The sequence below is a fragment of the Saccharicrinis aurantiacus genome, assembly GCF_001660705.2.
Lineage (GTDB): Bacteria > Bacteroidota > Bacteroidia > Bacteroidales > Marinilabiliaceae > Saccharicrinis > Saccharicrinis aurantiacus.
Genome location: NZ_LYBV02000007.1, coordinates 1 through 16,352, shown reverse-complemented (window position 1 = coordinate 16,352; position 16,352 = coordinate 1). Strand labels below are relative to the sequence as shown.

The following is a 16,352-nucleotide window of genomic DNA, read 5'->3' as shown; positions in this document are numbered from 1 at the left end:
CCAAATAACAAAATCCATGACAACAGATTATAAAAGCCCCGATTATATCTTCGAATCGAGTTGGGAAGTATGTAACAAAATTGGTGGTATCCATACTGTACTAGCTAGCAAAGCATCTACATTAGTTAACACTTTCCATGACCAAATTATATTTATTGGTCCTGATATTTTAGATAATACCTCATCACAGAAAGAGTTTTCTGATGATGCGTCACTTTTTCCTGAATGGAGAAATCAATTACTTAAAGAAGGGCTACGAGTAAAAATTGGGAGGTGGAATATTGAAGGTACACCAATCGTTTTATTAGTTGACTTCAGTTCGTTTATCCCTCAAAAGAATGAAATTCTTTCTCGGTTCTGGGAAACGTACCAACTAGACTCAATATCTGGAAATTGGGACTATGTAGAAAGTGTTATTTTCGGATATGCTATTGCTAAGACTATCGAAAGTTTTTATAAATGTTATTTAAATCAAACTAATAAAGTAGTAGCCCACTTTAATGAGTGGATGACTGGTAGCGGTATCCTCTACCTTAAAAACACGCTCCCCCAGATTGCTACCATTTTTACAGCACACGCCACTGTAATGGGACGTTCCATAGCTGGAAATGGTGGTGCACTTTACAACGATACTGATCCTATCAATATAGATGTTGTTGCTCAAGAGATTGGAGTCGTTTCAAAACATTCCCTTGAGAAAAAAAGTGCCATAAATGCAGATTGCTTTACAACAGTATCTGAAATAACGGCTGTTGAGTGCGAAAGATTTATTGACCGAAAGGTAGACGTTGTTGCACCCAATGGATTTAATAATCTTATAATACCGAACAAACCAGATTTCGCTAAAAAAAGAAAAGACACTAGACTTAAACTAAAAGAAATTAGCGAAGCTCTATTGGGCTACCCAATATCTGATAACGCTTTATTTATTGCCAATAGTGGAAGATATGAGTTCCGAAACAAAGGAACTGACATACTTCTTGATAGCTTAAAGAAGCTAAATGAAACAGAAAGTTACGACAGAGAAACAATTGTTTTCGTATTAATTCCTGCCAATAACTTTGGTGCACGTGAAGACTTGGTAGGAAAACTTAATGGTACCAATACCTCTAAATTAGATAACCCGTTTTTAACTCATGGGTTAAATGATTTAGGATACGACCCAATCTTAAATAAAATTCAAGATATCCATTTAAATAACGACCTAACAGATACCATTAAACTAATCTTTGTCCCATCCTATTTAGATGGTAATGATGGAATCTTTAATATGCATTACTATGATTTATTGATAGGAATGGATATTAGTATATTTCCTTCGTATTATGAACCATGGGGTTATACTCCACTTGAAAGTTTAGCGTACTCTATACCAACAATAACCACATCGTTAGCTGGATTTGGTACTTGGGCGAAAGGACAATGCGAGGATATTGACGACGGCGTTGCTGTTATAGAACGGAATGATAAAAACTACGATAACGCAAGCAAAGCCATAGTAGATGTAATCATAGATTTTGCTCATAAGTCACCTGTAGAGTTGGAACTTATAAAAGTTAAAGCATTCCAACTTTCTTCAAAATTGCAGTGGAATCTTATGATTGGCAATTATTATAAAGCCTATGATACTGCTCTTACGAAGGTTGAAGATCGCAAAGATTCTTTCAGTACTATAAAACGAGAAAAAAGAATACATCTCACACCTGAGAGCTCCTCTTTTCCAATATGGAAAAGATTAAGTGTAAAATCTAAACTCCCAGAAAAATTAAATGGCTTACAGGAAATAGCACATAACCTATGGTGGACATGGAACTATGAAGCTTATGATTTATTTGAATCTATTGATCCTAAGTTATGGATTAAGCAAAATAAAAGTCCTATTAAACTCCTTGAACTTGTGAACTATGATCATCTTGTAGAGCTTTCTGAACAAGATGATTTTTATAACAGATTTATATTTGTTCATAAGAAGTTCCGTAACTATATGGATCGTCCAAAAATAGAGGATCCTAGTATTGCCTACTTCAGCATGGAATATGGTTTAAATGATATCCTAAAGATTTATTCGGGTGGATTAGGTGTTCTTGCTGGCGATTACTTAAAAGAAGCCAGTGACTCCAACGTAAATATTACAGCAGTCGGTTTATTGTATCGTCATGGATATTTCCGTCAATCCTTAGGGCCAAATGGAGACCAACAAGCAAATTTTGACAAGCAAGAATTCTCAAACTTACCACTTACCTTAATCAAAAATGAAGATAACTCTCCTCACATACTTGAGCTTAATGCTCCTGGTAGAAATGTTTTTGCCAAAGTATGGAAAGCCGATGTCGGTAGAGTACCATTATATTTATTAGATACCGACGTTGAGCAAAATAGCGATAGTGATAAACTAATTACGCATTCCTTATATGGCGGAGATTGGGAAAACAGGCTGAAACAGGAAATTTTGTTAGGTATGGGAGGCATTAAGCTTCTAGACAAATTAAACATCAAAACAAATCTATACCACTGTAATGAGGGACATGCTGCTTTAATTAATGTATCAAGGCTTAAAAAGCTAGTTGACCAAAACTTTTCTTTTAACGAAGCTCTTGAACTAGTGAGAGCCAGTTCTTTATTTACAACACACACTCCTGTTCCTGCCGGTCATGATAAGTTCGATGAAGATTTAATACGCGTATACTTCAGAAATATTCCGGAAAAACTTAACATTTCTTGGAATGAATTTATGGCATTGGGAAGAGAAAATGGCGATGACCATTCTGAGAAATTCTCAATGAGTGTATTGGCTGCAAAAACCTCTCAAGAAATAAATGGGGTTAGTTGTTTACATGGTAAAGTTTCTCGTCAAATGTTTGAAGGTTTATGGAAAGGGTTCTTTCCTGAAGAATCACCAATATATTATGTCACCAATGGTGTACATTACGGCACTTGGACTTCTCCTGATATTCAGAAATTATATGATAAGGTATTTGATCCTAGGTTTAAAACCGATTTATCAAACAATGAATTATGGCGCAAAATACACGAAGTTGAAGATGAAGACATTTGGGCAACAAGAACTAAACTGCGAAAAAAATTACTCAAGTTTGTAAAAAAGCGTATTCAAGATAATATGGTAAATAGCCATGCTGCTCCTTCTGAGGTAATAGAAGTAAAAGACCTTATTAAGAATAACGCACTTACTATAGGCTTTGCTCGAAGATTTGCAACCTACAAAAGAGCACACTTATTATTTACCGACGAGGCACGTTTATCTGCCATTGTGAATAACCCAAATAAACCAGTTCAATTTATATTTGCTGGTAAAGCCCACCCAGCTGATGGCGGAGGACAGGCCCTTATCAAACAAATAGTACAAATATCTAAAAAACCAGAATTCTTAGGGAAGATTATCTTCTTAGAGAACTATGATATGGAACTTGCTAAAAGTTTAGTGAGTGGTGTTGACGTTTGGCTTAATACTCCAACACGCCCGCTTGAAGCCTCAGGAACTAGTGGTGAAAAGGCTGAACTTAACGGTGTGCTCAATTTTAGTGTACTTGATGGTTGGTGGTACGAAGGTTATAAAGAAGAAGCAGGTTGGTGCTTGAGTGATGTAAAAACATACAACGACCAAGAAGTACAAAACCAATTAGATGCTGCAAATATTTACAGCATATTTGAAAACGAAATAATTCCTTTATTTTATAATCAAAATGAAAAGGGGATTCCTTCTGGTTGGGTAAAATATATGAAAAATTCTATTTCTGAAATAGCTCCTACATATACTACCAAACGAATGATTGATGATTATCTTATTCGCTTTTATCGCAAAATGGATCAACGCTTGAAGACGCTTACAAGTAACGATTACCAAAAAGCAAAAGAATTAACACACTGGAAAAGAAGAGTAAAAGCCAACTGGAATGATATTGAAGTTGTAAATGTAGAACTGCCAGATATTTATAGTCAACAGTTAGATATTGGAGACACTTACGATATTAATTTAATAATTGATATGAAAACGCTTGCTGATACTAATTTATTAGTTGAAGCTGTTTTTGCGGATGTTAAAGATAATGGCGAAGCTAAAATTATTAAGATTCAAGAATTTGTTCTTGAACGAACACAAGATTCCAAACGTTTTTATACATTAAGCCATACACTAAATATACCTGGTGTTTATGACTTTGGTATAAGGATACTCCCTCAGAATGAAGACATGGTTTATCAGCAAGATATTTCATGTATTAAATGGATCTAATTAACAAAAAAGCCGTCTCAAAAATATAATTGAGACGGCTTTTTTACTTGATTTAATAAATTTAGTAAACTCGCTTTGGTGCGCTGTGTTTTAATACCATGGCAGTTCGGCTAGGTATATATAACTTTATTTGATAATGATTATCTTGAAATGGCACTTTCTCAGCTAAATGCAAATAATCCTCATCTATATTTCCGTAACCTCCAAATTTCTTATTATCTGAACTTAGCACAACATTGTATTTACCAGGCACCACTGAAATACCATAATCTGTATAAGAATTGCTAGGTGAGAAATTAAATATCATATAGTAATTCCCCCTCTTATAACACATAACCTGATCTACCTCATTTGCCATCACACTATAACATGGCTCATCAGGTACAGAAAAAGCCTTATTGGCAAGATCAATCATTGCTTTATCAAAGTTTGATAACCATTGGAATTTTAAATCTTTATGATCCATTAAATTCCATTGTCGGCGAGCATGTTTAAACGACCAATTATTTCCTTCTCTTGGAAAATCAATCCATTCTGGATGCCCAAATTCATTTCCCATAAAATTTAAATAGCCCCCTGAAGAAGTAGTCATTGTTGCCAAACGAATCATTTTATGCAAAGCAATACCTCTGTCAATAATTAAGCTTTGAGAAGCCAAATCCATTTTATCGTACATCTCCTTATCCACAAGCCTAAATAATATGGTTTTATCCCCTACCAAGGCTTGATCATGAGACTCGGCATAAGACACCACTTTTTCTCCTGCTCTATGCTGAGATAATTCGTGGAATATTTGAGCTACATTCCAGTTTTCATCACTGTGCTCTTTAATAAGTTTTATCCAAAAATCAGGTACGCCCATCGATAGGCGATAATCAAACCCTATTCCTCCATCTTTTATTGGTGCTGCTAATCCTGGTAAACCACTCATATCTTCAGCAACAGTAATTGCTTCGGGTTTCACCTGATGAATTATCTCGTTGGCAAGAGTCAAGTAAGTCATCGCATCTATATCTTCAGTGCCATTATAATAATCACCATACGATGAAAAACTATACTCCAAACCATGGTGGGTATACAACATGCTTGTTACACCATCAAATCGGTATCCATCAAAATGGAATTCTTCGAGCCAAAATTTACAATTAGATAGTAAAAACTGCATTACCTCATTTTTACCATAATTAAAGCACTTACTATCCCATGCCGGATGATCGCCTTTTCCTCCATCGTGAAAATATTGATAACTCGTTCCATCAAGCTTCGCAATACCTTCTAACTCATTTTTCACTGCATGCGAATGAACGATATCCATAATAACGGTTATCCCATTATTATGTGCTTCGTTAATAAGTTCTTTTAATTCTTCGGGAGTTCCAAAACGTGAGGAAACAGCGAAAAAGTTAGATACATGATAGCCAAAACTCCCGTAATACGGATGTTCTTGAATAGCCATAAATTGTATACAGTTATAACCCGCTTTAACAATTCTAGGCAGTATATTATTCTTAAAGTCGATAAAAGAACTCACTTCCTCTTTCTCTGATGACATCCCAATATGGGCTTCGTATATCAAGAGAGGTGTTACACTTGGTTTAAATTTATCATCTGTCCAAGTAAAATTATCACGAGGCATCCATAACTGTGCATCAAATCCCTTAGTTACTTCATCTTGTATCACTCTTCTTGCATAAGCGGGCAATCGCATTCCATCACCACCTTCCCAAAAGATGTGTAACTTAAATAAATCGCCATGCTTGAGCTTACGCTCTTTCAACCTCAACTCCCACACTCCATTGCTCAGAGGTGTAAACTTATAATCATTATTTTTTTCCCAGTTGCAGAAAGCACCTACTAAATAAACCTCTTCAGCATTGGGTGCCCATTCTCTATATACCTGCTCGTCATCCTCATTCTGAACACCAAAATACTTATAGGCACTTGCTAAATTATCAAGCGTATCAAAGTATTGTTCTAATTGTGTTTTAGTATGATGATAATGACTAATTCTATTATTAATAGCACCTTCAAACGGAGCAAGCCAGGGGTCAGTTTTTACAATCTCAGGAGTATTCATAGGTTCATAAATTTTAAGAACCTTAAATTATAAACTATTCCTATAAATGAACCATTTCTTGTTAAAAAAATAACATAAAATAACACACTCTTTAAATATCAGAAAACACAGGATTATTTAAGTTTTTATTAATCTAATTCTGATAAAAATTGTAATTTTGTCAGTCTTACCTGCAACTTTAGCAGTTAAGTTGAAGTTTTCCTTTAAGTTCAGTTTGAACGCCATTAAAAGATCTTATTAAATATTTTAACATGAAAGACTTACAACAGATAAAACAACGATTTGGTATTATTGGTAATTCATTTGGATTAAATAGAGCTATTGATGTTGCTGTACAAGTTGCTCCCACCGACTTATCCGTACTTATTAGTGGAGAAAGCGGTACCGGTAAAGAGGTGTTTCCAAAAATAATTCATCAATATAGTGCTCGTAAACACGGACCATATATCGCGGTTAACTGTGGTGCCATTCCTGAAGGAACAATTGACTCCGAACTATTTGGTCATGAAAAAGGTGCTTTTACAGGAGCACTATCGGATAGAAAGGGATATTTTGAAGAGGCAAATAATGGTACCATATTTTTAGATGAAATTGGGGAATTACCTTTATCTACGCAAGTAAGATTATTACGTGTACTTGAAGCCGGAGAGTTTATTAAAGTAGGATCTTCTAAAGTTCACAAAACAAACGTACGGGTTGTTGCTGCCACAAATGTTAAAATGGATAAAGCTACCAACGAAGGAAAGTTTCGTGAAGATTTATATTACAGATTAAGCAGTGTACCCATATCTGTTCCTCCTTTAAGAGATAGAACCGAAGATATTCACCTTCTTTTTAGAAAGTTTGCTAACGATTTTGCTGAGCGCTATAGAATGCCCTCGATAAAATTGGAAAAAGAAGCCACAGAATTACTCACAGGATACCGTTGGCCAGGTAATATTAGACAGTTGAAAAATATTACCGAGCAGATGTCTGTTATTGAAGGTACGCGAGAAATAAATGCAGAAAGAATACGTCAATACATTCCATATGATAGAGGGGTTAATTTACCTGCTGTAATGGAAGGCAGCTCTAGTAGCGAAACCTCTTTTTCGAATGAACGAGAGATTCTTTACAAAGTTCTTTTTGATATGAAAAAGGATATGGGCGACCTAAAAAAGCTAGTACTTGATTTAATGAAGCAAGATGGATCTCCAAACCTAAGTGGAGAACATGCGCAGATTATTCAGAAACTATATAGCAATCAGGATGGTGAAGTATTTCAACCTACAGCAGGTTCTAATCCTGCGTCAGTAATTGTTGATAATGTACATTCAGCTCCTCAACATCATATTGAAGATACCGAAGAGTTTATTGAAGAATCGTTATCTCTAGAAGAGAAAGAAATTGAATTGATCAAGAAAGCACTTGATAAATACAATGGCAAACGTAAATATGCAGCTAAAGATTTGGGTATTTCTGAGAGAACATTGTATCGAAAAATTAAAGAATATCAGATTACCAACTAATTATAAAATATCAAAAGTTAAAAATAAATGAAACAAATATTCGGATATATATTCCTGTTTTGCATTGTTGCTTCATGCTCAATTAAACTAACCATGAATGGAGCTTCGGTGCCAGAGGGACTCAAAACTTTTAGTGTTCAATACATTGAAAACAGAGCTCCACTAATTAACCCTACATTAAGTCAGGAAACTACCGAAGCCTTAAAAGATCGTGTTACCAACGAATCAAGATTAATATTGATTGAAAGGGATGCGGATATTGATTTCTCTGGAGAAATTACAGCATACTCTGTTCGCCCGATGGCAATTCAGGCAGATGCAATATCAGCAGAAACTCGTTTATCCATGACGGTTAAAATAAGGTATCGTAACTTTAAAAATCCGCAAGATAACTGGGAATCGTCGTTTACCGCTTACCAAGATTTCTCGAGCGAAAAGAATATCACAGAGATTGAATCTGAGTTAACCGGATTAATGCTTGAGCAAATTACTGAAGATATATTTAATAAAGCATTCTCTGATTGGTAGATCATATTTAGGCATAAAACATAGTGAATAAGCAAACATTCAGTCAGTTAATTAACAACCCAAGCAAACTTGATGAAAAGTCTTTAGCACAGCTAAAAGAAGTCATTGAGGAATACCCATTTTTTCAAATGGGTAGAATGCTTATGCTTAAAAACTTGCATCAGCTTGACCATATTAAATTTAATAGTGAGCTAAAACATTCGGCTGCTTATATAGCCGATAGAAGTAAACTATTTTTTCTTCTTCATAAAATTGAAACTTTAGAGCACGTAGAAAAAGAGCCTACTGAAGAAGTTAATGTGGCTCCACAAACAGATATAGTTGCGCCAGAGCCAGATGAAAAGAAGCAAAAGCAAATTACATTAACTGACAATTACTTAAACGCATCTGATGAGCTAAGTGATGATATTGGCTTATCGTTAAAAATAAATAATCCTCAGAGTGAGACTAAAGAAAATAAAGCCTTAGACGAAATTGTGCTTCCAGCAGCTGATTTACTGGATTATGAAAGAAGTATTACGCCGGCTTACTCTTTAAATGAACTAGAGGAACTAAACGAGAAACCAGATAGTAGCAATCATTCATTTTCGGATTGGTTGTTTATGATGAAAAATAAAAAGGCCAAAGCTAAGAAAGTAAAAGAGGTTAATAAAAAGATGGATTTGATAGAGAACTTCTTAAGCACTGACCCTAAAATTACGCCAAACCCTAGCAAACCTAAAAAGGAAATTGACCTATCAGAGAGTCATAACAAAGTTTCTGAGGATATAATGAGTGAAACATTGGCCAATATTTTTGTGAAGCAAGGACATAATAATAAGGCTATTTCAATATTAGAAAAATTACGCTTGAAATATCCTGAAAAAAATGCTTACTTTGCACGTCGAATTAGTGAGTTAAAGGAAAATTAATTAAATAAAGAAAAGATATGTATCAAGTTGTTTCGGTACTAGTAATAATTGTGAGTGTTTTATTAACGCTTATTGTTTTAGTTCAAGATTCTAAAGGTGGTGGATTAGCATCTAATTTTTCAGCCTCGAATCAAGTAATGGGTGTTAGAAAAACAACCGACTTTTTAGGAAAAGCCACATGGTATTTAGCAGGTGGATTATTAGTACTTTCATTTGTTGCCGTAATGGTTCTAGAAAGACCTGAAGCTTCAAGTAACGCTTTAGATGATAAATTAGAGCAAATTGCACAGCCTGAAACTGCTGTTCCTAATTTCCCATCAGCTCCTGCAGAAGAAACTGCAACTGAAGAATAGAAGTATACAAATACAGTATATAAAAAGGCCATCTCAAATAATTGAGATGGCCTTTTATCATTTATAGAAATATTATTATTCTATTACAATAATCCGAGCTCAAGCATTGCTTCCTCTGAAAGCATATCCTTAGTCCATGGTGGATCAAATGTAAGATTCACATCAACATGTGTTACACCTTCAACGCCACTTACCTTATCAAAAACCTCTTCGGGCATTGATTCAGCAACCGGACAGTTTGGTGATGTTAGCGTCATTACAACTTGTGTTTTACCACCTTCGCCTACATTTACTTCGTAAATAAGACCTAAGTCGTAAATGTTAACCGGTATCTCCGGGTCGAAAATTGTTTTCAATTCAGTAACAATTTCCTCTTCTATTGATAAAAATTCGTTCGACATCTTTTATATAATTTATAAAGTCAACTACTTATAAAGTCAATAGTAAAAGACTTAAACAAATCAATTTGTTCAGCTTTTTCTATCACCTTATAATTATGCTTGCTTAGCCTTAAAGGCCAAAGCAAATAATCGCATCTGCTTAATCATTGCGACTAAACCGTTAGAGCGCGTTGGAGATAAATGATCTTTAAGGCCTACTTCTTCTACAAATTTAAGCTCTGAGCTAAGGATATCGTCTGGCGATTGACCCGATAGAACACGAATCATTAAAGCTACAATTCCTTTTACTATGATGGCATCGCTATCGCCCATAAAATATACTTTACCATCTTCCATCCATGCATGTAACCATACTTTAGACTGACAGCCATCTAATATATTCTGATCTACTCTGTAGGTATCATCATAAGGCTCTAAATCGTTACCTAATTCAATTAAATAGCCATACTTATCCATCCACTCATCAAAAGTGGCGAATTCTTCAATTATCTCTTCTTGTATCTCGTTAATTGTCATAACTCTCGTATAATTATTTTATACCAAAAGAACATTAGGCTGCGACTGATATTCTTTTGGCATTACAAATATGGGGAATTATACTAAAAACCATTTATAATGAATGTTATAATTTTATTCTCACAAAAGAGTACTATGCAAACATCACTGCAACCTTAGTTAATGCAGCTACCAACTGATCTATTTCTTCTTTGGTATTATAAACCGCAATAGAAGCTCGTAGCGTGCCTGGTATTTCATAAAGATCCATAATAGGCTGTGCACAATGATGACCAGTACGAACGGCAATACCCATTCTATCTAACAATGTTCCTATATCAAAGGGATGAATATCATTAATTAAAAATGAGATTACACTCGATTTCTTTTTAGCCGTTCCTATAATTCGCATGCCCTCGATAGACATCAATTTATTAGTGGCGTATTGAAGCAATTCATCCTCGTAGGCAGCAATATTATCCACACCTAACTCCGATACAAAATCAATGGCTTCTCCCAAGCCAATGGCTCCTGCTATATTTGGCGTTCCGGCTTCGAACTTAAAGGGCAATTCATTATAGGTAGTCTCTGTAAACGATACTTTATGAATCATTTCGCCACCTCCTTGCCATGGAACCATCTGATTTAATAAATCCTCTTTACCATAACAAACGCCAGTACCTGTTGGACCATATATTTTATGACCTGAGAATACCAATAAATCGCAATCCATTTTTTGCACATCAATACCGATATGTTGTACCGATTGAGAAGCATCTACCATTACTGGAATATTCTTTTCGTGCGCCAAATCAATTACATCCTGAATAGGATTCACGGTTCCCAAAGCATTGGATACATGTGTTACGGCAACAATTTTTGTTTTATCAGATAATAAAGATTTGTATGCTTCCATTTCAAGATCACCATCCTGATTAATTGGAATCACCTTTAAAACCGCTTTTTTGCGCTGACAAAGCAATTGCCAAGGCACAATATTAGAATGATGCTCCATGGTAGAAACAACAATCTCATCTCCTTCGTTAATAAAAGTTTCGCCAAACGAATTTGCCACTAAGTTAATAGCTGCAGTAGCGCCAGAGGTAAATATAACCTGATGGCTATGCTCGGCATTAATAAAGCCTTGTACTTTATTTCGTGCTTCTTCGTAAGCCAATGTTGCTTGATTACTCAAGTAATGTACGCCGCGATGAATATTACTATTCAAAGTTTTATACACTTCATCAATCTTATCAATTACACGCTGTGGCTTATGAGTAGTAGCAGCACTATCGAAATAAACCAAGGGCTTATTGTAAACCTGTGTTTCTAGAATTGGAAATTGCTTTCTTACTTCTTCAATGTTAATACTCATAAGTTGTCTGTTTATTGGGAAATAAGACAAAAGTATAAAGACTTAAGTATAAAGAGAAAACCCAAACGTGGATTATTCTACAATTAACCTATTCAAATCTTTATACTTTCGTCTTTATACTTTATACTGAGTGGTTCTCATTTATGAGAACCATTAATTACATGCAAGTGTATTGAGAACTTGCTTCAGATCCGCAAAGCACACAAGAGTTACACTTGTCTAATTCGCCTCTGAAAGTATTCTCAACCAATTCTTTTATTTCATCGCGTAAAGCGGGAACTCTAATTTTTTCAACAGCTTCGTAAGCGAAGGCATACATTAATAGAATACGAGCCTCATCTTTACCAATACCGCGTGAGCGTAGATAAAACATCGACTTTTCATCTAACTGTCCTACTGTTGCACCGTGCGAACATTTCACATCATCAGCATAAATCTCAAGCATTGGCTTGGTATTCATTTTAGCTGTATCAGTTAATAGTAAATTATCGTTGCGTTGGAATGCACTTGTTTTCTGCGCATCGGGGCGAACCATAATTTTACCTGCAAAAGCACCCGTTGATTTATCATCCAAAACACCCTTGAAAAGCTCTTCGCTATAACAATTAGGCTTGGCATGATCGATGAATGAAAAGTTATCAACATGTTGGTTTTTATCTGTGATATATAAACCATATACATGCGATTCGCAATGCTCCTCAGCCATATCAACATATACATTATTACGCGTTGTACCCGTATGCAATGTAAGATTATGTGTTAAGGCACTTGAGTGTTCTTTTTGGTGTACAAAAATAGAGTTAACGCAAGTGGTTAAGTTATGCTGATTTTGAATATTATAAATATCGAAAATAGCATTTTTAGCCACATAAGCTTCTGTTACTGCATTCACCAAATATTTACTTTCGGTTAAAGTGTGCTCACATAACAATATTTTAGCCTGCGCATTTTCTTCAATCACAACCAAGTTACGTGGAAATGCCAACAAGTCTTCAGAAGAGTGCATGATATTCACTATCTGAATAGGCTTCTCAATTACAACACCTTTAGGCACATAAATTAAGAATCCATCCTGCGCAAAAGCAGTATTCAGTGCTACTAAGCTATCCTCATCATTCTTAGCATACTTATTATAGTGTGCTTCAACAATCTCAGGATGTGATTTTGAGATTTCAGCAAAACTTCCGATAACCACACCTTTTGGTAAAGATGCTGGCAACTTATTTTTGCGGTAATACCATCCATTTATTAAATAAATAGTGGTGGCATCTAAATCGTGAACTTCGCATTTAAAAACGTCATCTAAATTCTGATTAAAAACTTCGTGTTGAAAATCAGTTTTATATTCTTCTTTAAAGTAAGGTTCTAATTTAGAGTACTTGTAATTTTCGTTTCCTCTTCGGGGAATACCATTGCTTTTAAATAATTCAATGGCTTTATCTCGCTGTTGCGAAACTGCATCAGAAACAACTCTATTTAATAGTGTTGTATTATTCTCATACAGGTCAACATATATTTGTTCTGTTTTATCTATACCCGTGCTACTCATGGCTCAAAGTTTTAAATAGTTGATACTCCGTTACGGGTTCTTAATCTTCGAATTGCTTCTTAATCCAATCGTAACCTTTTTCTTCTAACTCTAAAGCCAACTCTTTACCAGCCGACATTACAATACGTCCTTTATATAATACGTGAACAAAGTCGGGTACAATATGATCTAACAAACGTTGATAGTGCGTAATTACAATAGTTGCATTGTCTTTCGACTTTAGCTTGTTTACACCATTAGCTACAATACGTAAGGCATCAATATCTAAACCCGAATCTGTTTCATCCAAGATAGATAGTTTAGGCTCAAGCATTGCCATTTGGAAAATCTCGTTTTTCTTTTTCTCACCACCCGAGAAACCTTCGTTTACAGAACGGTTTGTTAGGTTAGAGTCAATTTCAACTACCTTTTTCTTTTCGCGCATTAACTTTAAAAACTCACTTGCTGAAAGTGGCTTTTCGTCGTTGTATTTTTTGTGCTCGTTAAGGGCAGTACGCATAAAGTTAACCATACTAACTCCCGGAATTTCAACAGGATACTGGAAGCTATAGAATAATCCTTCGCGGGCTCTATCTTCAGCAGGTAAGTCTAATAAGTCTTTACCATAAAAGTTAACCTCTCCGGCTGATACATCAAACACCTCGCTACCGGCAAGAACCGATGATAAGGTACTTTTACCAGAACCATTGGGTCCCATTATGGCGTGTACTTCTCCTGGTTTAACCGTAAGGTTAATTCCTCTTAGTATTTCTTTATCGTCTATTTTGGCGTGTAAGTCTTTTATCTCTAACATTTTTCTAAAATTAGTATCAAGTATCAAGACACAAGTAGTAAAACTATCTGTTTGATCTGTTCTTGAATTTGATGTTGTTTATATAATAGTTTTTTAGTGTTGTCAAGTATCCTTCTTAACTATTGATACTTGCTACTTGTGTCTTATCCAACACTTCCTTCTAAACTAATTTGTAATAATTTTTGTGCTTCTACTGCAAACTCCATTGGTAACTGATTGATTACATCTTTAACGTAACCGTTCACAATTAATCCTACTGCATCTTCGGTTGATAAACCTCTGGTATTACAATAGAATATTTGATCTTCTCCAATTTTTGAAGTGGTAGCCTCATGCTCAACAACAGCTGAACTATTATTGATTTCGAGATATGGGAATGTGTGTGCGCCACACTTATCGCCCATTAATAATGAATCACACTGACTAAAGTTACGCGCATTCTCAGCGTTCTTATTCACACGAACCAAACCACGGTAGCTATTTTGACTTTTACCAGCAGAAACCCCTTTTGAAACAATTAAGCTTCGGGTGTTTTTACCAATGTGAATCATTTTTGTACCTGTATCGGCTTGCTGATGGTTGTTGGTTACTGCCACTGAGTAGAACTCTCCGTTGGAGTGGTCGCCCATTAAAATACAACTTGGGTATTTCCATGTAATGGCTGAACCTGTTTCTACTTGAGTCCACATTACTTTTGAGTAATCGCCCTTACAAAGTGCTCTTTTGGTAACAAAGTTATAAATACCGCCTTTACCATTTTTATCGCCAGGATACCAGTTTTGTACCGTTGAATATTTCACTTCGGCACGTTCCATGGTAACAATTTCAACAATTGCGGCGTGTAATTGATTCTCGTCGCGCTGCGGTGCCGTACATCCTTCGAGGTAACTTACATAACTGTCATCATCGGCAACAATTAAGGTACGCTCAAACTGACCTGTGTTGATGGCGTTAATTCTAAAGTAAGTAGATAGCTCCATAGGACAACGAACGCCCTTGGGGATATATACGAATGATCCATCGCTGAAAACAGCACAGTTTAATGCGGCAAAATAATTATCGGTATAAGGCACAACTGAGCCTACGTATTTTTTTACCAAGTCAGGATACTCCTGCAATGCTTCGCTGAAGCTACAGAATATAATGCCCTTCTCTGCTAAAGTTTCTTTGTAAGTAGTTTTCACAGATACACTATCGATCACTGCATCAACCGCTACTCCTGAAAGTACTTTTTGCTCTTCTAAGGGAATCCCTAATTTATCGAAGGTAGCTTTTAGCTCCGGATCAACATCATCCATGCTCTCAAGCTGTGGTTTTTGCTTAGGCGCGGCGTAATATATGATATCTTGAAAATCTATTTCAGGAATATTTAATTGAGCCCAATCAGGCGTTTCCATTTGTTGCCAATGGGCAAACGCTTTTAAACGGAATTCAAGCATCCATTCTGGCTCTTCTTTTTTTGCCGAGATTAAGCGCACTACATCTTCGGTAAGGCCCTTGGGTATTGTTTCGGTTTCTATATCACTAGAAAACCCATATTTATATTCACTACCCGTTACTTCTTCTAATATCTTATCTTGGTCTTCTGCCATAATTTTCTACTATAAATTCTACCTTCTAACAAGCAAAACTTATTAGAGTTCAATTGTTAGAAATGCACGCGTTTAACATGCGCTTGCAAAATTAATAAACTATTTAGATTAAATAAAATTAAGGTGTTCTAAATAAGCCCAGACGGCTTGAATGCTATACGCAACAGTTAGAGTCTGCATTTATGATTTACACAAACTCGACCCTAATAAACATAACGTAGCTTAACTCCCCAATATATTCACAAAATAAAATGATAAGACATACCTCTTATCTGCAAATCAACCCTTGGGTGGTACAAGAATTTAATTTCTTAAAAATAACTTTTGTAATTTAAAAACAGCAACAAATGCAGAGTGAGGCTTTTTGTTTTATACTTTTTTAATAAAAACCAAGAAAATAAGGAGGGCATTGGTCTATTTTCTACAAAAAAGTAGTGAATTAGTAAGGTAATTGGAGGTTTTGGTAGGATTTATTTTTTTTTCAAGCTTCATCGAAACCGAAATGGGCCTTGCTGATTTTA

At 35.4% G+C, this 16,352-nt stretch carries 12 protein-coding genes; 5 read left to right on the top strand and 7 right to left on the bottom strand.

The window, feature by feature from the left end; all coding sequences use genetic code 11:
• Window positions 1–16: 16 nt before the first annotated feature.
• Window positions 17–4,249: an alpha-glucan family phosphorylase gene (glgP, locus tag A8B35_RS02710; protein ID WP_075601878.1), complete on the top strand. Its 4,233-nt coding sequence runs from the start codon at window positions 17–19 to the stop codon at window positions 4,247–4,249.
• 61 nt (window positions 4,250–4,310) lie between these two features.
• Here the strand turns inward: glgP and A8B35_RS02705 are convergent, their stop codons facing one another.
• Window positions 4,311–6,326, bottom strand: coding sequence for an alpha-amylase family glycosyl hydrolase (locus A8B35_RS02705; protein ID WP_075601877.1), 2,016 nt, complete (start codon window positions 6,324–6,326; stop codon window positions 4,311–4,313).
• Window positions 6,327–6,577: 251 nt separating this feature from the next.
• Here A8B35_RS02705 and A8B35_RS02700 point away from each other — a divergent pair, with 251 nt between their 5' ends.
• The 4 genes from A8B35_RS02700 to secG are packed head-to-tail and all read left to right on the top strand — an operon-like array spanning window position 6,578 to window position 9,626.
• Window positions 6,578–7,834: a sigma-54 interaction domain-containing protein gene (locus tag A8B35_RS02700; RefSeq protein ID WP_075601876.1), complete on the top strand. Its 1,257-nt coding sequence runs from the start codon at window positions 6,578–6,580 to the stop codon at window positions 7,832–7,834.
• A gap of 27 nt (window positions 7,835–7,861) precedes the next feature.
• A complete protein-coding gene (locus A8B35_RS02695; protein ID WP_075601875.1) occupies window positions 7,862–8,362 on the top strand; it encodes an LptE family protein in 501 nt (166 codons plus the stop codon).
• Between the two features lie 23 nt (window positions 8,363–8,385).
• The gene (locus A8B35_RS02690) at window positions 8,386–9,273 is read left to right on the top strand and encodes a hypothetical protein (RefSeq protein ID WP_075601874.1); all 888 of its coding nucleotides are present in this window, start codon (window positions 8,386–8,388) and stop codon (window positions 9,271–9,273) included.
• A gap of 17 nt (window positions 9,274–9,290) precedes the next feature.
• Window positions 9,291–9,626 carry a preprotein translocase subunit SecG gene (gene secG / locus A8B35_RS02685; RefSeq protein ID WP_075601873.1) on the top strand — a complete coding sequence of 112 codons (336 nt, stop codon included), beginning with the start codon at window positions 9,291–9,293 and terminating at the stop codon, window positions 9,624–9,626.
• Window positions 9,627–9,709: 83 nt separating this feature from the next.
• Here the strand turns inward: secG and A8B35_RS02680 are convergent, their stop codons facing one another.
• The 6 genes from A8B35_RS02680 to sufB form a co-directional block, all read right to left on the bottom strand.
• Window positions 9,710–10,027 carry a DUF59 domain-containing protein gene (locus A8B35_RS02680; protein ID WP_075601872.1) on the bottom strand — a complete coding sequence of 106 codons (318 nt, stop codon included), beginning with the start codon at window positions 10,025–10,027 and terminating at the stop codon, window positions 9,710–9,712.
• 93 nt (window positions 10,028–10,120) lie between these two features.
• Window positions 10,121–10,543 carry a SufE family protein gene (locus tag A8B35_RS02675; RefSeq protein WP_075601871.1) on the bottom strand — a complete coding sequence of 141 codons (423 nt, stop codon included), beginning with the start codon at window positions 10,541–10,543 and terminating at the stop codon, window positions 10,121–10,123.
• A 133-nt stretch (window positions 10,544–10,676) separates the two neighbouring features.
• A complete protein-coding gene (locus A8B35_RS02670; protein WP_075601870.1) occupies window positions 10,677–11,897 on the bottom strand; it encodes an aminotransferase class V-fold PLP-dependent enzyme in 1,221 nt (406 codons plus the stop codon).
• A gap of 157 nt (window positions 11,898–12,054) precedes the next feature.
• Window positions 12,055–13,446 (bottom strand): Fe-S cluster assembly protein SufD, encoded by a 1,392-nt coding sequence (sufD, locus tag A8B35_RS02665; protein WP_075601869.1) that lies wholly within the window; start codon window positions 13,444–13,446, stop codon window positions 12,055–12,057.
• Window positions 13,447–13,486: 40 nt separating this feature from the next.
• Window positions 13,487–14,239 (bottom strand): Fe-S cluster assembly ATPase SufC, encoded by a 753-nt coding sequence (sufC, locus tag A8B35_RS02660; protein WP_075601868.1) that lies wholly within the window; start codon window positions 14,237–14,239, stop codon window positions 13,487–13,489.
• Window positions 14,240–14,382: 143 nt separating this feature from the next.
• Window positions 14,383–15,831: a Fe-S cluster assembly protein SufB gene (sufB, locus tag A8B35_RS02655; RefSeq protein ID WP_075601867.1), complete on the bottom strand. Its 1,449-nt coding sequence runs from the start codon at window positions 15,829–15,831 to the stop codon at window positions 14,383–14,385.
• Between the last annotated feature and the right edge of the window lie 521 nt (window positions 15,832–16,352).